The 17,896-nt window shown below is 41.9% G+C and carries 22 protein-coding genes; 11 read left to right on the top strand and 11 right to left on the bottom strand.

The window, feature by feature from the left end; genetic code table 11:
* The first annotated feature begins 113 nt into the window (after nucleotides 1–113).
* Nucleotides 114–845 (top strand): DUF4397 domain-containing protein, encoded by a 732-nt coding sequence (locus tag HNR43_RS07955; RefSeq protein ID WP_221248237.1) that lies wholly within the window; start codon nucleotides 114–116, stop codon nucleotides 843–845.
* Between the two features lie 12 nt (nucleotides 846–857).
* Here the strand turns inward: HNR43_RS07955 and HNR43_RS07950 are convergent, their stop codons facing one another.
* The 7 genes from HNR43_RS07950 to HNR43_RS07920 are packed head-to-tail and all read right to left on the bottom strand — an operon-like array spanning nucleotide 858 to nucleotide 6,332.
* Nucleotides 858–1,358 (bottom strand): NAD(P)-dependent oxidoreductase, encoded by a 501-nt coding sequence (locus tag HNR43_RS07950; RefSeq protein ID WP_183242799.1) that lies wholly within the window; start codon nucleotides 1,356–1,358, stop codon nucleotides 858–860.
* Between the two features lie 4 nt (nucleotides 1,359–1,362).
* Nucleotides 1,363–2,070, bottom strand: a complete 708-nt coding sequence (locus tag HNR43_RS07945) for a sirohydrochlorin chelatase (protein ID WP_183242797.1) — start codon at nucleotides 2,068–2,070, stop codon at nucleotides 1,363–1,365.
* A gap of 3 nt (nucleotides 2,071–2,073) precedes the next feature.
* Entirely contained in the window at nucleotides 2,074–2,847 is a 774-nt protein-coding gene (cobA, locus tag HNR43_RS07940; protein WP_183242795.1) for a uroporphyrinogen-III C-methyltransferase, read from the bottom strand.
* 9 nt (nucleotides 2,848–2,856) lie between these two features.
* A complete protein-coding gene (gene cysC, locus HNR43_RS07935) occupies nucleotides 2,857–3,444 on the bottom strand; it encodes an adenylyl-sulfate kinase (RefSeq protein ID WP_183242954.1) in 588 nt (195 codons plus the stop codon).
* Complete coding sequence (gene sat, locus HNR43_RS07930) at nucleotides 3,444–4,520, bottom strand: sulfate adenylyltransferase (protein WP_183242793.1); 1,077 nt, start codon at nucleotides 4,518–4,520, stop codon at nucleotides 3,444–3,446. The genes cysC and sat overlap by 1 nt, the downstream gene beginning before the upstream one ends.
* Before the next feature lie 44 nt (nucleotides 4,521–4,564).
* Nucleotides 4,565–5,611 (bottom strand): sulfate permease, encoded by a 1,047-nt coding sequence (gene cysP / locus HNR43_RS07925; protein WP_183242791.1) that lies wholly within the window; start codon nucleotides 5,609–5,611, stop codon nucleotides 4,565–4,567.
* 13 nt (nucleotides 5,612–5,624) lie between these two features.
* On the bottom strand, nucleotides 5,625–6,332 hold the full coding sequence (locus HNR43_RS07920; RefSeq protein WP_183242790.1) for a phosphoadenylyl-sulfate reductase: 708 nt from the start codon (nucleotides 6,330–6,332) through the stop codon (nucleotides 5,625–5,627).
* Between the two features lie 181 nt (nucleotides 6,333–6,513).
* On the opposite strand from HNR43_RS07920, the gene HNR43_RS07915 reads away from it, so the two are divergent.
* Nucleotides 6,514–7,491, top strand: coding sequence for an HD-GYP domain-containing protein (locus HNR43_RS07915; RefSeq protein WP_183242788.1), 978 nt, complete (start codon nucleotides 6,514–6,516; stop codon nucleotides 7,489–7,491).
* Here HNR43_RS07915 and HNR43_RS07910 read toward each other — a convergent pair.
* Nucleotides 7,486–7,704: a DUF1128 domain-containing protein gene (locus HNR43_RS07910; RefSeq protein WP_032101018.1), complete on the bottom strand. Its 219-nt coding sequence runs from the start codon at nucleotides 7,702–7,704 to the stop codon at nucleotides 7,486–7,488. The genes HNR43_RS07915 and HNR43_RS07910 overlap by 6 nt on opposite strands.
* Nucleotides 7,705–7,761: 57 nt before the next feature.
* Between HNR43_RS07910 and HNR43_RS07905 the strand changes: the two genes are divergently transcribed.
* Genes HNR43_RS07905 through HNR43_RS07895 form a run of 3 tightly spaced genes read left to right on the top strand, consistent with a single transcriptional unit; the run spans nucleotide 7,762 to nucleotide 9,363 of the window.
* On the top strand, nucleotides 7,762–8,232 hold the full coding sequence (locus HNR43_RS07905) for a low molecular weight protein-tyrosine-phosphatase (RefSeq protein WP_183242786.1): 471 nt from the start codon (nucleotides 7,762–7,764) through the stop codon (nucleotides 8,230–8,232).
* 13 nt (nucleotides 8,233–8,245) lie between these two features.
* On the top strand, nucleotides 8,246–8,509 hold the full coding sequence (locus tag HNR43_RS07900; RefSeq protein WP_183242784.1) for a glycine/betaine ABC transporter substrate-binding protein: 264 nt from the start codon (nucleotides 8,246–8,248) through the stop codon (nucleotides 8,507–8,509).
* Between the two features lie 20 nt (nucleotides 8,510–8,529).
* Nucleotides 8,530–9,363: a YihY/virulence factor BrkB family protein gene (locus HNR43_RS07895; protein WP_183242952.1), complete on the top strand. Its 834-nt coding sequence runs from the start codon at nucleotides 8,530–8,532 to the stop codon at nucleotides 9,361–9,363.
* Nucleotides 9,364–9,569: 206 nt separating this feature from the next.
* On the opposite strand, the gene HNR43_RS07890 is transcribed toward HNR43_RS07895, so the two are convergent.
* Together HNR43_RS07890 and HNR43_RS07885 are read right to left on the bottom strand one after the other, a co-directional pair.
* Nucleotides 9,570–9,716: a BH0509 family protein gene (locus tag HNR43_RS07890; protein WP_032101078.1), complete on the bottom strand. Its 147-nt coding sequence runs from the start codon at nucleotides 9,714–9,716 to the stop codon at nucleotides 9,570–9,572.
* Nucleotides 9,717–9,781: 65 nt separating this feature from the next.
* Nucleotides 9,782–10,954: an MFS transporter gene (locus tag HNR43_RS07885; protein ID WP_183242782.1), complete on the bottom strand. Its 1,173-nt coding sequence runs from the start codon at nucleotides 10,952–10,954 to the stop codon at nucleotides 9,782–9,784.
* Nucleotides 10,955–11,094: 140 nt separating this feature from the next.
* Between HNR43_RS07885 and cax the strand changes: the two genes are divergently transcribed.
* On the top strand, nucleotides 11,095–12,144 hold the full coding sequence (gene cax, locus HNR43_RS07880; protein ID WP_183242780.1) for a calcium/proton exchanger: 1,050 nt from the start codon (nucleotides 11,095–11,097) through the stop codon (nucleotides 12,142–12,144).
* A gap of 100 nt (nucleotides 12,145–12,244) precedes the next feature.
* The gene (locus HNR43_RS07875) at nucleotides 12,245–13,021 is read left to right on the top strand and encodes a YfkD famly protein (RefSeq protein WP_183242778.1); all 777 of its coding nucleotides are present in this window, start codon (nucleotides 12,245–12,247) and stop codon (nucleotides 13,019–13,021) included.
* Nucleotides 13,022–13,056: 35 nt separating this feature from the next.
* Here HNR43_RS07875 and yfkAB read toward each other — a convergent pair whose 3' ends face one another.
* Nucleotides 13,057–14,181 (bottom strand): radical SAM/CxCxxxxC motif protein YfkAB, encoded by a 1,125-nt coding sequence (yfkAB, locus tag HNR43_RS07870; protein WP_183242776.1) that lies wholly within the window; start codon nucleotides 14,179–14,181, stop codon nucleotides 13,057–13,059.
* Nucleotides 14,182–14,293: 112 nt separating this feature from the next.
* Between yfkAB and HNR43_RS07865 the strand changes: the two genes are divergently transcribed.
* The 4 genes from HNR43_RS07865 (at nucleotide 14,294) to HNR43_RS07850 (ending at nucleotide 17,894) form a co-directional block, all read left to right on the top strand.
* Entirely contained in the window at nucleotides 14,294–14,488 is a 195-nt protein-coding gene (locus tag HNR43_RS07865) for an SE1561 family protein (RefSeq protein ID WP_183242774.1), read from the top strand.
* A gap of 91 nt (nucleotides 14,489–14,579) precedes the next feature.
* Entirely contained in the window at nucleotides 14,580–16,103 is a 1,524-nt protein-coding gene (locus HNR43_RS07860; RefSeq protein WP_183242948.1) for a fumarate hydratase, read from the top strand.
* Between the two features lie 97 nt (nucleotides 16,104–16,200).
* Complete coding sequence (pdaA, locus tag HNR43_RS07855) at nucleotides 16,201–16,971, top strand: delta-lactam-biosynthetic de-N-acetylase (RefSeq protein ID WP_183242950.1); 771 nt, start codon at nucleotides 16,201–16,203, stop codon at nucleotides 16,969–16,971.
* 56 nt (nucleotides 16,972–17,027) lie between these two features.
* Entirely contained in the window at nucleotides 17,028–17,894 is an 867-nt protein-coding gene (locus HNR43_RS07850; RefSeq protein ID WP_183242772.1) for a DNA-3-methyladenine glycosylase family protein, read from the top strand.
* Nucleotides 17,895–17,896: the final 2 nt, after the last annotated feature.

Raw genomic sequence — 17,896 nt, 5'->3', positions numbered from 1 at the left:
CTATTTATCTCCTTCGCTGAAAATTTTCTATAAAAATCATACAACAGCCTACCCTGTATTGCATACGTTGAATACGTAAAAAGATTTACGAGGGAGGAACAGTTGTGAACGAAATGGATCGTTACATCCAAAAAGCAGTTATGTATGATTTGTTGGCGCGTTATTATCAATATAAAGATTGGGATCAGTATGAAAAGTATATGCGAAAACATATGGAGTATGTAGAAAAAGTCGTGAAGTCACGCGAAGAAGACAGAGATGATGACGCCGGACGAGTTCGTTTATTTCACGCATCGCCTAATGCTCCTGCGGTTGATGTATATGTCAATGGGCAAAAAATATTACGAAATGCGAAATATAAACAACTCAGTCAATATATGAAAATACCAAAAGGAGAGCATCGCATCGATGTGTATCCAGCAGGACATACGACGTCTCCAGTTCTTAGTCAAACGATTCAAATATTGCCGAAAATGACGTATACGCTTGCGGTGATCGGTGATGTGCATCGCTTACAACTTCTTTCTATGATCGACCAACCATATGCGCCGCACGGAAAAGCGAAAGTGCGTTTCGCCCACTTTTCCCCAGATGCCCCAGCGGTAGATATTGCGTTGCGCAATGGCGATGTGCTATTTCGCAATGCCTCATTTGGAAAGGTGACGGATTACATTGAAGCGCCAGTCAACGAAAAATTACATGTCGATGTGCGAGTCGCAGGAACAAATCAAGTGGTTTTATCGATTCCCAATGTACGCTTCCAACCAAATAAGTCTTATACGGTCGTTGCCGTTGGTTACGTATCCCGCACTCCTTCATTAGAAGTATTGTTGCTAGAGGCATAAAAGAAAGAGCTGTCAATGCTCTTCTTTTTGCTTTTGGCGTTGTTTATATAGTTGTTCGACATGCTCGGCAATCGATTCGTCAAATATTTGTTCTAGTTGTTTTTTTATTTCTTTCGCAAGTGCAGGGCTTGCTCCACCTGTCGTAATGGCAATTTGTAATTTTCCACGCGAAAAAGATGCAGGTACATGAACGTTGCCGAGAAGATGGTTGCTCGCTACGTTGACAAGTTGGTTGGGTGCTGCATATGTAGCGATTTGCTCATTGACATGCGGGTCGTTTGTCGCCGCAATAATCAAAAAAGCATCGCTATAATCGGTCGGTTCAATGGGACGGGGGTGCCACGTAATTCGTTTTTGTTCGGCTAAATGAACAATGGCGTCGATCGCTTCTGGGCTAATGACGGTAATATAAGCTCCCTCATGTAAAAGAGGGAGAAGGCGGCGATACGCAATCCGTCCCCCGCCAGCAATAACAACTTTTTTCCCTGTCATGCGTACGAAAAAAGGGAGCATACTTTCATCCCCATTCCTTCACTTGTTTTTCAACGAGGCGATCTAAAACATCGTATGTTCGAACGGGAGGATACAACGTAAACGACACTTCGCTCGTTTGGTTTGCTTGCAACGTCTGATGAATGTAGTCAAGCAACTGGCCAAAAAATAAAATGTACGGAACAACAGCCACTCGCTTACGCTCTGTTGTTTGAGCAAGCGAAGTGATAACGTCGGAAAAAGAAGGGAAGGCAGCCGCTAAATAGCACGGATATACAGTGATGTTTGTCTCATGTTGTAGTAAATGTGCGATCTGTCTAAAATCCGCTTGTGCCTCAGTATCGCTACTTCCGCGACCAACTAGTACAATGGCATCAGTGTGTTCGATCGTCGCGGACAGAGCAGAAACGATATCATATTGTACACCGAATGGCTTTCCGTATGTAATCGTCACAGAAGGAAACATCTCTTTTGCTTTTTCTAATTCATACGGAATGTCGCGTTTGGCATGATTCGCTGACAATAGTAAAAGTGGAACAGCTAAAATCGTCGTTGCTCCGTCGCGAACACAACGTTCCACCCCTGCGACAATATTCGGCTCGCATAATTCTAAAAAGCATACATGTTGAATGGGGATGGAGATCGAAGAAGAGAGGCGTTCAACAAAAGCGATCGCCTCTCTTTGTCCTTCTACTGAACGGCTTCCATGACAAATATATAATACAGCTTTCATACGTTACCTCATTCCATGTGCCATTTTTTCTTCTAACATCGTTTCAAACCATTGCAGCTGCTCATGTAGCTGAACAACTTCTCCGACAATAATGATACTTGGATTAGAGATCGCCTGTTTCTTTACAGTATCTACAATCGTCTGTAACGTTGCTACAACTGTTTTTTGTTCAGGGACCGTTCCCCATTGAATGATCGCAACAGGGGTTTGCGGTCGTTTTCCGTATCGCTGTAACTGTTTACAAATCGACGGAAGATGTTTAACACCCATATAAATGACGAGTGTGTCCACGCCTTTCGCTAAATGTTCCCATTGCACAGCGTCTACGGCGTCGAGTCGGCGATGACCCGTCACAAATGCAACGCTTCCGCTAAAATCGCGATGAGTGACAGGAATTCCCGCATATGCTGGGACGGCGATGCCAGATGTCACTCCGGGAACGATTTCAAACGGAATGCGATGTTTTATAAGCGCTTGTGCTTCTTCACCGCCACGTCCGAATAGAAAAGGATCGCCACCTTTTAATCTTGTTACAATTTTACCTTTTTTTGCATACTTCACTAAAAAACGATGAATCGTCTCTTGTTTCATTGTATGGTAATTTGGTAGCTTCCCACAATAAATTAAATCGGCATCATGTTTCGCAAACGATAAAAGCTGTTCGTTAATAAGGCGGTCATATAAAATGACATCTGCTTGTTGAATACATCTTAATCCTTTTACCGTAATAAGTTCAGGATCCCCAGGACCAGCGCCGACTAAATATACTTTTCCCATTGTCTTCACCTAAATCCATTGTTTATTTTTTAAGTAAGAAATGATTTGTTGAACGCATTGGTCAATTGAATATTGATCTGTATCGACGACGAAGTCTGGCGATAACGGCGGTTCATATGGCGAATCGATGCCAGTGAAGTCACGAATTTCTCCATTTCTCGCTTTTTTATATAATCCTTTTGGATCGCGTTGTTCGCATGTTTCAAGTGGACAGCGGACATAAACTTCAACAAATTCATCTTGTTCGAGTTTATTACGAACGAGTTGGCGATCTTGGCGAAACGGAGAAATAAAAGCAGTGAGCACGATTTGGCCGCTATCGACGAACAATTTCGCGACTTCGCCAATGCGACGAATATTTTCAGTGCGATCTTTCGTAGAAAAACCTAAATCGCTATTTAAACCGTGACGCACGTTATCACCATCAAGTACGTAACAGTGAATATTTTGTTCAAACAACGTTTTCGCGACAGCGTTTGCTAACGTGGATTTCCCGGATCCTGATAATCCCGTAAACCAAAGGACAAAACTATGATGGTTGTTTTTCTTTCTTCGATCTTCTTTTGTTACACTTTCTTTATGCCAAATAATATTCATCATCGCCCACCTCCGACCGTTTGTAAACCATCCATGAGCACGCGCACCACTTCAGGTCGGCTAAATGTACTTGGCGGCATGTCACCAGCGCGCAACATCTCTCGTACTTTTGTGCCGGAAAGGACGATATGAGCTGTCGCATCATGCGGGCACGTTTTTGTTGACGCCATCGCTTCGCATTTTGTGCAGTAAAAGCTATGCTCGAAAAAGAGAGGAGTAATGCCGAGTTCTTCGTTTGTAAACTGCAAGAAAATTTTTTGTGCATCGTATGTGCCGTAATAGTTGCCAACTCCCGCGTGATCGCGACCGACAATAAAATGTGTGCAGCCGAAGTTTTTACGTACGAGTGCGTGGAAAATGGCTTCACGTGGCCCAGCATAGCGCATGGCAGCTGTAAATACTCCAAGGAAAACACGATCTTTTGGATAATAATGTTCGAGCAATACTTGATAACTTTTTAGACGAATGTCTGCAGGGATGTCGTCATCTTTTGTTTCGCCAACGAGCGGATTTAAATAAAGACCGTCGACCATTTCAAGTGCACATTTTTGAATGTATTCATGGGCGCGATGAACGGGATTGCGCGTTTGAAACCCGACGACTGTTTTCCAGCCAAGTTCCGCAAACCGTTGTTTTGTTTCTTTTGGTGTAAAAAAGAATGGCGAAAAAATTCCTTTGTCTGTTTGGCGCACAAGCTTCACAGGTCCACCGATATATATATCCGGTTTTTCAAATAATTTTTTGACGCCAGGGTGTGCCAAATCTTCCGTCTGGTACACAAGAAGCGCTTCTTTTCTTTTATCTGGCCGATATATATGTTGCACTTCTATTGTGCCGTATACCGTTTGATTAAAAACGAGCTCGACTTCATCCCCGAGCGACAGCTGTTTCGCTTGTTGTTCGGTTACCGCAAGTGTGATAGGGATGCTCCATACGGCTCCGCTTGTTAGTCGCATCGTTTCAACAACCGACTCATAATCGTCCTTTCCCAAAAAACCAGTGAGCGGTTCGTATCCGCCAATTGCAAGTAATTCGAGGTCACTTAATTCTGCCTTACTTAATACAATTTGTTTCATTTTTTATGCCTCCCAAGCTTATTATTCTTATAAAATAACTAGGATTAAATGCCGCCGCCATGCTCGTGAAACGAACGACGTTCCTCTGTGATCGTCTTTTTTAAGCTAATCGTTCCGAGTGTGGCAAAGCAAACGCTAACGATCGCAATCGCTGTATAAACATCGCTATGAAGCAATAATTTAATTAAACTATATGAAACTGCTAAGGAAAAAATAGGAGATACTACCCATACTTTCAACACTTGAATAACAATTTGTTTTTGCCAAATCGAAAAACCGCTTTTCGTTGTGCCGATGCCGATGATGGCTGATGTCGTAATTTGTGTTAACGGAACGGGGAGACCAAAAATAGATGAAACGATAACGAGCGTTGCCCCGATTCCTGAAATAACACATCCTTCCAATTGAGAGAAGGTTGTGATTTTTTTTCCGTTCGTCTCTAACACGCGACTTCCAAGTAAAAGCGCCCCAAGTGCAACGAACAACCCGCCAAAAATGATGCCATGTTTGACGGATAATAAACCTGCTCCGACGAGAGGACCGACAGCGTTGGCAACATTGTTCATTCCTGCTGAAAATGCCTCGAAAAATCCAGCGATAATAAGCAAAAAGCTGACCCATTTGTTTTGTCTCAATGTTTTTCCTTTTAACCATTTGCTAATGAAAAAAGCGAAAGAAAACGCAGCAAGTGGTGTAATGAGCCAAAATGATACGATCCAGAGAAGCTTGCTGATGTACAAACTTTGGTACGCAATGCCTGCGCCAACGACCGCTCCGACTGTAATTTCGCTTGTTGATAACGGAATGCCAAGCACGTTCGCGGCGAATAACGAAATGGTTGCTGCTGCTAAAACGATGACGACAAGATCTGTTTTCAAAATCGATGTAGGAACGATGCCGGAACCGATCGTCTTAACGACTTCTCCTCCGCTTAAGCTGCCGAGAAAAATAGCAACGGCACATATGAATAGGGCGATTCGTTTATTTGGCAATGTGCCTGATCCGTAAGCAGCACCCATTGTTGCTGCAGCACCGCTTCCACCAATGTTCATCGCAAAGAAAAAAGCGATAATAAAAGCAACTGTAACCAATGCGTTCCCCCCTTTACGACTCGTGCAAGCCGCATTCTGTTTTTCCTAGCCCAGCCCATCGGCCAGAACGTAAATCTTCTTCCGTATAGGCGGGGGATGTACATGGTGCACAACCGATGCTTGGATATCCGCGATCATGAAGTGGATTATAAGAAAGATTGTGGCGATGCACGTAGCGCCAAACGTCTTTCCATGTCCAATGAATAAGCGGGCAAACTTTAATGTTGTGAAACTTTTTATCGAGATTAATGAATTCAACATGTTGTCGCGTTGGCGATTGCTCACGGCGCAGTCCCGAAATCCATGCTTTTTTTTCTGCCATCGCTTGACGAAGGGGGATAATTTTTCTTAGTTCACAACATTTGTTTGGGTTCATTTTCCAAAGTTCAGCGCCGAATTGTTGTTCTTGTTCCTCAAGTGATAACGCAGGTGTTTGTAAATGAATGCGCAAGCGGGGATATGCTAGTTGAACCCGTTCAATTGTTTCATACGTTTCAGCGAAATGTAACTGTGTATCGAGGAACACGATGTCAGCGTCATCTTTCACCTGAGAAATAAGGTCAATAAGCACAATCCCTTCAATCCCGAAACTGCACGCATATAAAAGGTCTTTACCGTAATGTTCATAAGCCCATGTGAGCACGTGTAATGCCCCTTTTTCGTCATTATCTATTGGAAAAGTAGGTTTTTGTTCACTATCCCATGTTTCATACGTAATCATGTGTTACCTTCCTTTCTCATACCACCTATAATGTTTGATTGTTTTAAATTTTAACATAATTCACTCGAATGTCAATCCTAGTTTTTCTATCGGAATTTATTTTTTAAAAAACGTCATGGCAAATGAAAAAAAACATGATTATACTGTTTGTATGGGAGATGTTGAAGGGAGTGGAATATGTTTGCGACTCATTTTATTAGAAGAATACGATGAACGAACGATGGAATTGGCACGCCCGATTTATGATCGCCATCGTCGCGTGTTATTAGCAGCAGGAAGAAAAATTCATCCAAAATATGTTGAACGACTAAAACAGATGGATATTTGTTACGTATTTGTAGAAGATGCGGTATCCGAAGGGATCACGTTGGAAGAGTTGCTCGATATGCCATCGTGGATGGATGCGATTGACGTTGTTCAGCAAGCGTTTGATGCTGTACGAAAGGGTGAAGAATTACCGCTTCGTTCGTTGTTTAAACTAGCGGTAAAGCTCGTTGATGAAGTGAAAAAAAGAAAAGTGTTAGCGGTCATTCCAGCGACATCGCTTGCAATGGACATGCAACCGTACGCTCATGCGGTCAACGTCGCATTATTGTCGTTGCAGCTAGGAAAGAAGCTGAATTTCAACGATTTACAATTGCGTGACGTAGCGATTGGGGCGTTATTTCACGACATTGGAAAAGAAATAGAAGGCGAAGAGCATCATACAGTGAAAGGATTTGAATATTTACGAAAAGAGCGGGAAGTGAGTTTATTATGCGCGCATATGGCGTATCAACATCATGAACATGCAGACGGATCTGGTACACCGCGAGGACTAAAAGAAACGAACATTCATTTGTACGCTCAAATTTGTGCGATTGCCAACGAATATGAAAATTTAATTTCTTCCGAATTTGTGCCACCGCACGAAGCGCTTGAAATTATTATGGCACGGAGTGGAATTCGCTATAGCCAACAACTTGTGCGGCTGTTTGTTGACACCATTCCTGCTTATTTGCCAGGAACAACAGTGAAAATGAGCGACGGAAGAAACGCCATCGTGACAAAAATTATTGAACATATGCAACGTCCATATATACGATATACGGATACGCATGAAGAAATTGCGCTGGCAGATCATCCGTCGCTACTCATTGTCGGACAAACAATTTTATAATTTTTTTCGCAAGTTTCCAAGCTCTTCAGCGATCGCTTGCATTTCGCTTGGACTAAATGATTGCTTTCTCATCACCATATCGTATATATCTTTTAATTCGTCGTATAGTTGTTCATCAAAATGGTCTGGTTTAATGGCATCAAAATTTAATACTTTTAACTTTTCTTTTATTTGCTCGATCATTTGTTCAACCGATAAATGCACATTCGTCATCCTTTCATGAGTAATTTCGTTCATTGTATCATTGTTTTATATGTGAGGTGAAGTGAAATGATTCGCGTACTATTCGTTTGTTTAGGGAATATTTGTCGTTCTCCGATGGCGGAAGCTGTATTTCGTCATCTTGTAAAACAGGAGGGGCTTGATCAAGCCATTTCCGTTGATTCGGCAGGAACAGGAAATTGGCATGTGGGGAAACCACCACATCATGGGACTCAGCGCATTTTAAAGGAAAAACAAATTGATTTTACAGGGTTAAAAGCACGTCAAATTTCAAAAGAAGATTTCCATACATTTGATTATATCATTGGCATGGATAGCGACAATATCGCTCACCTTCGTCGCCTTGTCGGCGATCCGTCACAAGCTATGATTGCCCGTTTTATGGATTTTGTGCCAAACCGTCGTGTAGACGATGTCCCTGATCCGTACTTTACAGGAAATTTTGAAGAGGTGTACGAATTAGTCGAAGAAGGATGTAAGCATATATTGGAGCGAATAAAACGGGATCATTCGTTATAAGGAGGTAACAGCGATGGGGAAGGGGAAATGGATTGCATTAGCAGGCATAGCTTTGTTGTTATCTGATAAAAAAACAAGACAATTCGTTAAAGAAACGTGTCGTGAGTGGATGGATAGCGTAGAAGAAATAAAGGAGACCATTCATCAAACGAGACAACATGTGGACGAAATGATGAATGATTTGCAGTTTATTGTGAATAAACTAAGTGAAGTAAAAGAAACAACACCGCAAGTGATGGAGTGGATTGGAGAGCTAATTCGCAAACGCTCCACATAAGGAGCGAGGTGGTGAGAAAGATGGTTATTAGCTTTTCCGTTGTCCGTGAGCTAATGAAACGGTTTGATGAAGATGAAGTTTTTGACTTATCTGCTGAGTTGGCATATTTCTTTTTACTTTCTTTATTTCCATTTTTACTGTTTCTGTTGACGTTTTTATCATATTTGCCGATTCCGCATGAAGATGTGATCGCCTTTTTAAGTCAATATGCCCCAAGCGAAACGGCACATTTGATTGAAACAAACGTGAAACAGTTGATGGAGTCGCAAAGTGGAAAATGGTTGTCCTTTAGCGTTCTTGCGACGGTGTGGGCTGCATCAAATGGCATGTCGGCCATTATTCGCGCTTTAAACCGTGCATACGATGTGAAAGAAACGCGCTCTTTTCTCGTTTCGCGAGGTATTTCGATTTTACTTACATTTGCGATGATTTTTGTCATTATTGTTGCGCTCGTCTTCCCTGTATTCGGTAAAATGATTGGTACATTTCTTTTTTCATCGTTTGGGCTTTCCGATGTGTTTTTGCACGTGTGGGAAACCCTTCGCTGGTTTGTTAGCTTTGTCATTTTATTTTTTGTTTTTTCTGTGTTATACGTTTTTGCCCCTAGTAAATATGTTCGATTCCGTGACGTATGGAGTGGGTCGCTATTTGCGACGGTCGGTTGGATGATCGTCTCGCTTGCTTTTTCTTACTATGTGAACCAATTTGGTAACTATTCCGCCATGTATGGTAGCCTCGGTGGCATTATTGCATTGATGGTTTGGTTTTATTTATCAGGAATGATGATTGTATTAGGCGGAGAGTTGAATGCCATTTTTTGCTGTAAGCGAGAAGGAAAAATGCGCATTCGGTAGTCATTTCCTCACATAAAAAAAGTTGTGCAAACCATATTAAAAGTGAAGGCAGTTATGAAGGGGGCATATACGTGACGAAAAAAACGAAAAAAGACGGCGGAACAAAGCAAAAAGGAAAAAGTCGTCCGAAACATAAAACAAGCAGTAGCGCAAACGGACAAAACGGATACCATTAAAAAGAAGAGGGATGTGTTGCACATCCCTCTTTATTCTGCGATCTCTTCGTAATGATAGTATGTTTGGTTGTAAATATGTTCAATTTCTGCATCTGTCATATAGATGAGTTGCTCTTGATTAAAGCTACGTAATTTTGTAATAAATTCAATCATATTTTTTCTTTCTTCTCTGCTCATTATAATCGCTCTCCCCTCTGTTTTAAAACAGTTTGTTTTGTTTAATTGTATTATATAACAGAGGGTTAAAAAGCGTCAATGTTTTTTTCGTTTTTTTTAGAAAAATATTTTGAAAATTTTGTGAACGGGCGTTGTGCAAATAATAAAAGAAGTAGAAGACAGCTGACGCTAATGAAAAATAGTTGGTCTTGATGTTGTAGTACAACACCGCCAATGGCAGGGCCACATATGCTGCCAACGCTGTATAACATTCCGCACAAAATGTTGCCGACAGGAAGAAGCGATTTTGGCAATAAGTCTGTCATATACGCCATACCCAGTGAAAAAAGCGAACCGACAAACATGCCAGCGATAAAAAAGGTTGTTGTCAGTTGCACAGGTGAAGTGAGCCACTGTGCAATCATAAAACAAATGGCTCCAATGGTTAACGAAACGACAATGATCGTTTTTCGTGAAAAACGATCGCTTAACGTGCCGAGCGGAAGTTGAAAAGCGATCCCGCCAAGCGCAAACGCTGGAAGTATCATGGCGACCGTCTCAATGTTTAGGCCGTGTCGCAACGCATACACAGGAAACATGCTATGAAGTGATGCCTCTAAAAAGCCGTAACCAAACGGCAACAACAATGCGGGCCATGCTTGTTTCCAAGCATGAAAAAAGCGAACTGTTCCGATTTTCTCGGTCTCGCTCGTTTGTGGATACGTATGTGGTAGGAAAAATAATAATATCCATCCACATAAGCTAAGCAATGATGAAACGATAAACGGTAACGCTTCGTGCATGTGAACGAGCGGAACGAGAAGCGGTCCGATCATAAAACCAACGCCAAACGATAAACCATACAACGAAATGTTGCGACCGCGTCGATGAATAGGGGAGGCATATGTAATCCACGTTTGCGAACCGAAATGAAGAATATGATCGCCAATTCCGATTAACAAACGAAGGACAAACCAAAACGATAGCGATGATGACATCGGAAACATCGCTAAAGAAACGATGACGATTGCCCCGCCGATCATAATGAAACGTTTAAAGCCGTAGCGACGAAGCGGACGTTCTAAAAATGGAGAAACGATTAGAACTCCGATATACATCGCTGTCGCATGTATGCCACTAAGCGAGGAATGCACACCGCTCTGCTCAAAAATGACAGAAATAAGCGGCAACAATAGTCCTTGAGAAAGACCTGAAATCATGACAATGCTAACTAAAATGAAAAAGTGACGTTGTCGCATAGTTTCCTCCTGTAACGTGTTCACTATGTTCGATGTTAAAATGTTTGATGAAAAGAAGCAATAAAAAAGAGAGATGAAAACGGAAATGAATTTGTGTAAAATATGGTTGATATTCCACAAATGAAAAAGGGGACGATTCGATGGAACGCATCTTTTTTTTATTGACGGCGACTGGTGTGCCGCTTTCTATTGCAGGAAGTTTGCTTCATTGGCCTGCAACGCCGATGTTTGTCGTTTATTGTGTCACAATTATTGCGCTCGCTAGTTATATGGGACGAGCGACAGAAAGCTTAGCTATCGTAGCTGGGCCACGCATTGGCGGTTTGTTAAATGCGACATTTGGCAATGCAGTAGAATTGATTATATCCATTTTTGCGCTCAAAGCTGGCTTAGTGAGTGTCGTGTTGGCGTCGTTGACGGGTTCCGTGCTTGGCAACTTATTGCTTGTGGCAGGATTATCGTTTTTTGTTGGCGGTCTGAAATATAAACGACAATCATTTAACGTATATGATGCGCGTCATAATTCAGGTTTACTAACATTTGCTATTTTAGTTGCTTTCGTTATCCCAGAAGTATTTTCGATGACGATGAATGAACAAAAGACGCTGTCGTTGAGCGTAGGCATTTCAGTCATTATGATTGCTCTTTACTTAGCAGCGTTATATTTTAAACTCGTTACGCATCGCGGTGTATATCAACATAAAGAAGATGTGGAAGAACATGAAGAGCCTGAATGGTCAAAAGGAAAAGCGATGCTTATTTTAGCGCTTGCTACTGTAGCTGTCGCATATGTATCAGAAAGCTTAGTTCATACGTTTGAAGTCGTTGCTCATTCATTTGGTTGGAGCGAATTGTTTATTGGTGTCATTATTGTCGCGATTGTCGGAAATGCCGCTGAACATGCTTCCGCCATTATTATGGCATATAAAAATAAAATGAACGTCGCTGTTGAAATTGCTGTCGGCTCAACGCTTCAAATCGCGATGTTTGTTGCACCTGTTTTAGTACTTATATCACTTTTGTTTCCAACGAAAATGGCGCTCGTCTTTACACTCCCAGAACTTGTTGCAATGGTGACAGCGGTATTGTTAACAATTGTGCTTTCGAACGATGGAGATACGAACTGGTTTGAAGGAGCGACATTGCTTGGAGCATATATGATTATGGGAATCGGATTTTATTTGCTGTAATCCGTCAGGAATGGCTGACGGATTTTTTTTGTAAAGAGGATAAATTGTTCACTTTTGAAAAAAATAACGATGAACGACGCAAAAAGAAAGGAGTCTGCGCATGAAAAGATGGTTTGCTTTAAGCATCATGTTCGTTTTCTTATGTATGCCAACGATTAGTGAAGCGACGGTCAAACTTCCATCATCGGTCATCGACATTTCAAAAGAAAATACGTATCCAAATCCGACGCAAAACTTACCGTATTTGCAACCAAGCGAACTAGCTAAGCAACTGCTTCAGTCGGCGAATGTTAAAATTGAAAATCCGGAATTAATTCGTCTTTTAAACGAATCGTCGATTTCAAGCACACCGTTTGCGATCGGTTATGAAGCGACGATTTATTTAGGACAGTGGCCGCTAAATTATGAATCGACAGAAACATCGACAAATTGGGAGTATCAAAAAGTGAATACAAACTTTATTGACAATCGGGGCGGAAAAACAGCGGTGCGGCTAACTTATCGGCAAGAGATGCAAAAACAAGTTCGGGGCGGATTAACTGCAAGTATTCCGAATGAAGAAGATGTGAAAAAAATGATGCTTTTAACAGCGATGAAAAAGACAAACTTGCCACTTTCTTTTAGCACGTGGATCGGCATGGGAACAAAAAAAGAACAAGCATATAACGTCCCACCGAAAAAATTAGGATACTTATATGCCTATGCCCCTGCGGTCAATGAAAAAGGGAAAGTGACATACGGGGAAGTATATATCGTCTTAAAAGGAAAGAAAAAAAGCATTGTCGTGAAAAACGTCACATCGCAAGGCATCGGTGCCTGGATTCCGGTACAAGATCGGATCTCATTCGCTTTTGTCGCAAGCGACGTACCACGATGACAAGAGAAGCTTGTCGAGATGTTCGACAAGCTCTTTTATCGCTCAATTTTTGCTTTTCTTGTTGTAAAATCGACATTCGGATAATAACGGTTTTTTACAAGCACGTTTGGGCCTAAACATTTGACGGACGGACAATGGCAGTTTAGCGATTTTGCTAAATCGGATTTCATCCATTTGTCATAAGCAGAAAGAAGCGAGTCGGTTTGAATGTTTCCGAGCGTCGGTTCATCACCGAAATCAGTAACAATAATGTCACCAGTAAAGATGTTGACATTTAGCCTTGAACGTCCATCTGGATCGTTTCTTACCGTTACGTTTTTACTTTCATATAAACGTTTTAACAATGCTAAATCTTCTTTGTTGTCGCTGCATGGATAAAATGGCAATGTACCAAACAACATCCAAACATTTTCATCACGTATATCGAGTAAATGATGAATCGCTTCGCGCAGTTCATCTAACGTTAACGTTTCTAAACTGCTAGCGAAGTCGCTCGAATACATCGGATGCACTTCGTGGCGTTTACAGCCCATTTCATTCACAATTTGACGATGAATCGTCTCCAAATGTGGTCGCGTTCGCTTATTTAGCATTGTTTCTGCCGACACAATTACTCCCATATTCGAAATCGCACGTGCATTTTCAATCATGCGTATAAAATAACGTTCACGCTGTGCGACGGTTGGTTTTTTTTCCATCATCGCAAAGCCACCTTCAACGAAATCATCAATTGTGCCCCAGTTATGCGAAATATGCAAAACGTCTAAATAAGGAATAATTTTTTCGTATCGTTCTAAATCGAGCGTTAAGTTCGAGTTAATTTGTGTGCGTACGCCACGCTCATGCGCGTATTTTAACAGCGGTACGACGTATTGTTCGACAGATTTCAAAGAAAGCATTGGCTCGCCACCTGTAATACTTAGCGAACGCAAATGCGGGATTTCATCGAGGCGGCGAAGAAGAAGTTCAAGCGGCAGCGCCTCAGGATCTTTCGTACGCAACGTATAACCGACCGCACAATGCTCACAACGCATATTACAGAGCGTCGTTGTCGTAAACTCGATATTTGTCAACTGCATGCTTCCGTACTGCTCAACATCCATATATGCTTCCCAAGGATCAAATGTCGGAGTAATTGCTTGACGCAATAATGTTCCCATAATCAAACTCCTTTTATTTAAAATAGACCTAACGATAATTATGCAAACGAAATGGAATGATTGTCAACGATGTTGCGATCGTGTACGATAAAGAAAAAGCGAGGTGACGACGTTGGGCAACGCAGTATCAGATCAAAATCTACAACTATCCTATTTAAAAACGCGCTTAAATATGTTTCTTGAAGTGCTTGAAGCGATTGATCCGGAAACGGCTGAATTAGAAGATATCGACAGGCTTATTCAAATGATCGATGACTTAGAAATGAAATACGAGCGGTTTAAAAAAGATTGGGAAAAAAGTCGCTAAGCGGCTTTTTTTCACATTTGGAAAAGATGTATAATAAAAGTGGAGAATTCAAAAAATTGTTACATATTGAACAAAGGGGAAGGGAATCGTGATGGAAAAGTTTCAAGAAAGTATGTACAAGTTGATCGTTGAAACGTCAACGAAATTGCCGAAAGATGTACGTCGCGCTATCGCTAAGGCGAAGATGCGCGAAAACGCAGGAACGAGAGCTGCGATGTCGCTTGCGACAATTGTGCAAAACATTCAAATGGCAGATGAAAATGTATCGCCGATTTGTCAAGATACAGGGTTGCCGACATTTAAAATTAAAGTGCCTGTAGGAGTTAATCAAATGGAGATGAAAGAGGCAATTCGCCGAGCGATCGCTCAAGCAACGAAAGACGGCAAATTGCGTCCAAATTCGGTTGATTCGTTAACAGGTGAAAATAGCGGTGATAATTTAGGAATCGGACTGCCTGTCATGAAATTCGAGCAATGGGAGAAAGACTATATTGATGTTCGTTTAATTTTAAAAGGCGGTGGCTGTGAAAATAAAAACATTCAATATAGCTTACCGTGTGAATTAGAAGGACTTGGGCGTGCAGGACGTGACTTAGACGGCATTCGCAAATGTATTTTACATGCGGTATATCAAGCGCAAGGACAAGGTTGTAGCGCAGGATTTATTGGCGTTGGTATCGGTGGCGACCGTTCTGCTGGATACGACTTAGCAAAGGAGCAACTATTCCGCTCTGTTGACGATGTGAACCCGAACGAAGATTTGCGCAAATTAGAAGAATATATTATGGAAGCGGCCAATAAACTTGGCATCGGTACGATGGGATTTGGCGGAGAAACGACGCTACTTGGTTGTAAGATCGGCGTTATGCATCGCATCCCAGCAAGCTTTTTCGTTTCCGTCGCATACAACTGTTGGGCGTTTCGTCGTTTGGGTGTAATCATTGATCCGCATACAGGTGACATTCAAGAATGGTTATATCAAGAGGGAGACGACGTCAATTTTCAACAAGAAGAAACCGAAGTTGTAGGAGAAGCGCGCGAAGTTGTACTTGAGGCTCCAATTACAGAAGAACAAATTCGTTCGCTAAAAGTAGGGGATGTTGTTCGCATTAACGGCATGATTTATACAGGTCGCGATGCGATTCATAAACATTTAATGAACCATGATGCCCCAGTTGATTTAAACGGTCAAATCATTTATCACTGTGGACCAGTGATGTTAAAAGATGAAAACGGAAAGTGGCACGTGAAAGCAGCTGGTCCGACGACAAGCATTCGTGAAGAGCCTTACCAAGGGGAAATTATGAAAAAGTTCGGCATTCGCGCGGTCATCGGAAAAGGCGGCATGGGGGCAAAAACATTGGCAGCGTTAAAAGAACATGGCGGCGTGTACTTAAATGCTATCGGCGGTGCAGCCCAATATTATGCGGATTGCATTCAATCTGTTGAAGGTGTCGACTTCTTAGAATTTGGTATTCCAGAAGCGATGTGGCATTTGCGTGTAAAAGACTTTACAGCTGTCGTCACGATGGATTCGCATGGCAACAGCTTGCACGAAGATGTCGAAAAATCATCGCTTGAAAAATTAGCCCAATTTAAAGAACGTGTATTTTAATGGAAATCCGTCTAGTGATGAGCTAGGCGGATTTTTTATGTCCCATTTTGCACAACCTATCATGGAAAGGAATTGGGAGGTGTAAGAAGTGAAAAAAATGGTTATTTTCTTTTTCTTCCTGTTATGTTTGCCGCTTAGTCAAGTAGAGGCAATGTCATGGGGATTTCAGCGAAGTGAAAATCACATTCCCCCTTCTGCGGGAAAACAGTTAGACGAATTACTTGCCAAATACGATGCATTTTATTTAGGCGACCCGACAAAAAAATATATTTATTTAACATTTGATAACGGATACGAAAACGGCTATACCGCACAAATTTTAGACGTACTCAAACAAAAAAAAGTTCCCGCGACGTTTTTTGTGACTGGTCATTATTTACAATCGGCGCCCGATTTAGTAAAACGAATGGTTAAAGAAGGTCATATTGTTGGAAACCACTCATGGCATCATCCCGATTTAACGACAATCAGCGATGAAAAGTTGCGTGAGGAGCTTGAAATGGTCAGAAAAAAAACAGAGCTGTTGACGGGACAAAAGTATATGCGCTATGTGCGTCCACCGCGCGGCGTTTTTGACGAACGGACGCTTGCAGTTGCGCGCGAACTCGGTTATTATCATGTTTTTTGGTCATTAGCGTTCGTCGATTGGCACGTTCACGATCAAAAGGGATGGTCATATGCTTACAATAACGTCATGAAACAAATTCATCCGGGCGCCATTATACTGCTGCATACGGTGTCAAAAGATAATGCCGATGCGCTTGCCAAAATTGTTGACGATTTGCGAAAAGAAGGATATGTTTTTAAAAGCTTAGACGATCTCATGCTGCAAAAAATGAATGTTCCTACTTGGCTTTTTTCCCTTTGACGATGTGCAAAGGGATTTGTTTCGTTATAATAGAAGGAAAAAAGGTAGGAATAGACATGTGGCAACAACGAATTGAAGTAGAAGCTCCATACGATTTTTCACGTGTATTAGAGCGGTTAGCGCAAGACCCGTTATCTGTAGTCGATGTCAGCAAACAACAGCTAGTCTTGCCTCTTTATATAAATGAAACCCCAGTTGCTGTTTCTGTTCGCAGTATTGGAACAAAACAAGCACCGGCTTTTCTTGTTGAAGCGCAGTACGAACAATTAAAAGAAGCAATATTATCCCGCCTGTTTCACATATTGCATTGGGATCGCTCCCTTTTGCCGATTCACGAGCATTTTTTGCAAACGGAATTGCGGGAAATTTTCCGTGAACATGAAGGAACGCCACTTGTGTTAGAACCGGATTTATATTTTTGCTTAATCAAATGCATTATTCACCAGCAGTTGCATATGAAAGTGGCGTACAAAATGACTGAGCGGTTTGTGAAAACGTTTGGGCGTGAAATAGATGGAATTTGGTTTTACCCACGCCCTGAACAAATCGCCCGCTTATCGTACGATGAGCTGAAAGCGCTGCAATTTAGCCAAAAAAAGTCGGAATACATTATCGATATTTCGCGGCTCGTTGCTGAAGGAAAATTAGCACTAAACAAGCTAGCGGAGGCAACGGATAAAGAAGTGATGGACACCTTGCTTCCGTTGCGCGGCATCGGACCGTGGACGGTGCAAAACTTCCTGTTGTTTGGGCTCGGTCGTCCGAACTTGTTTCCAAAAGCGGATATTGGCTTACAGCGAGCCGTACAAAAACTGCTTTCATTAGAAACGAAACCTTCAATGGCGCAAATGGAGGCGTTAAGCAAGCGATGGGAGCCGTATTTAAGCTACGCGTCGCTATATTTATGGAGAAGTATTGAATAGGA

The sequence above is a fragment of the Anoxybacillus mongoliensis genome, assembly GCF_014201515.1.
Classification (GTDB): domain Bacteria; phylum Bacillota; class Bacilli; order Bacillales; family Anoxybacillaceae; genus Anoxybacillus; species Anoxybacillus mongoliensis.
The sequence above is the reverse complement of the archived record's forward strand: the minus strand, read 5'-3'. Positions and strand labels throughout refer to the sequence as shown.

Excerpts from the sequence above, each read along its gene's own strand:
- HNR43_RS07895 (WP_183242952.1), top strand. The coding sequence starts at position 8,530 with ATGGTTATTAGCTTTTCCGTTGTCCGTGAGCTAATGAAACGGTTTGAT.
- HNR43_RS07875 (WP_183242778.1), top strand. The coding sequence starts at position 12,245 with ATGAAAAGATGGTTTGCTTTAAGCATCATGTTCGTTTTCTTATGTATG.
- pdaA (WP_183242950.1), top strand. The coding sequence starts at position 16,201 with ATGGTTATTTTCTTTTTCTTCCTGTTATGTTTGCCGCTTAGTCAAGTA.
- cysC (WP_183242954.1), bottom strand. The coding sequence starts at position 3,444 with ATGAATATTATTTGGCATAAAGAAAGTGTAACAAAAGAAGATCGAAGA.
- HNR43_RS07905 (WP_183242786.1), top strand. The coding sequence starts at position 7,762 with ATGATTCGCGTACTATTCGTTTGTTTAGGGAATATTTGTCGTTCTCCG.
- HNR43_RS07890 (WP_032101078.1), bottom strand. The coding sequence starts at position 9,716 with ATGAGCAGAGAAGAAAGAAAAAATATGATTGAATTTATTACAAAATTA.
- HNR43_RS07945 (WP_183242797.1), bottom strand. The coding sequence starts at position 2,070 with ATGAAAGCTGTATTATATATTTGTCATGGAAGCCGTTCAGTAGAAGGA.
- HNR43_RS07950 (WP_183242799.1), bottom strand. The coding sequence starts at position 1,358 with ATGCTCCCTTTTTTCGTACGCATGACAGGGAAAAAAGTTGTTATTGCT.
- HNR43_RS07910 (WP_032101018.1), bottom strand. The coding sequence starts at position 7,704 with ATGACGAATGTGCATTTATCGGTTGAACAAATGATCGAGCAAATAAAA.
- HNR43_RS07900 (WP_183242784.1), top strand. The coding sequence starts at position 8,246 with ATGGGGAAGGGGAAATGGATTGCATTAGCAGGCATAGCTTTGTTGTTA.
- yfkAB (WP_183242776.1), bottom strand. The coding sequence starts at position 14,181 with ATGGGAACATTATTGCGTCAAGCAATTACTCCGACATTTGATCCTTGG.
- HNR43_RS07850 (WP_183242772.1), top strand. The coding sequence starts at position 17,028 with ATGTGGCAACAACGAATTGAAGTAGAAGCTCCATACGATTTTTCACGT.
- HNR43_RS07920 (WP_183242790.1), bottom strand. The coding sequence starts at position 6,332 with ATGATTACGTATGAAACATGGGATAGTGAACAAAAACCTACTTTTCCA.
- cax (WP_183242780.1), top strand. The coding sequence starts at position 11,095 with ATGGAACGCATCTTTTTTTTATTGACGGCGACTGGTGTGCCGCTTTCT.
- cobA (WP_183242795.1), bottom strand. The coding sequence starts at position 2,847 with ATGGGAAAAGTATATTTAGTCGGCGCTGGTCCTGGGGATCCTGAACTT.
- HNR43_RS07885 (WP_183242782.1), bottom strand. The coding sequence starts at position 10,954 with ATGCGACAACGTCACTTTTTCATTTTAGTTAGCATTGTCATGATTTCA.
- sat (WP_183242793.1), bottom strand. The coding sequence starts at position 4,520 with ATGAAACAAATTGTATTAAGTAAGGCAGAATTAAGTGACCTCGAATTA.
- HNR43_RS07860 (WP_183242948.1), top strand. The coding sequence starts at position 14,580 with ATGGAAAAGTTTCAAGAAAGTATGTACAAGTTGATCGTTGAAACGTCA.
- HNR43_RS07955 (WP_221248237.1), top strand. The coding sequence starts at position 114 with ATGGATCGTTACATCCAAAAAGCAGTTATGTATGATTTGTTGGCGCGT.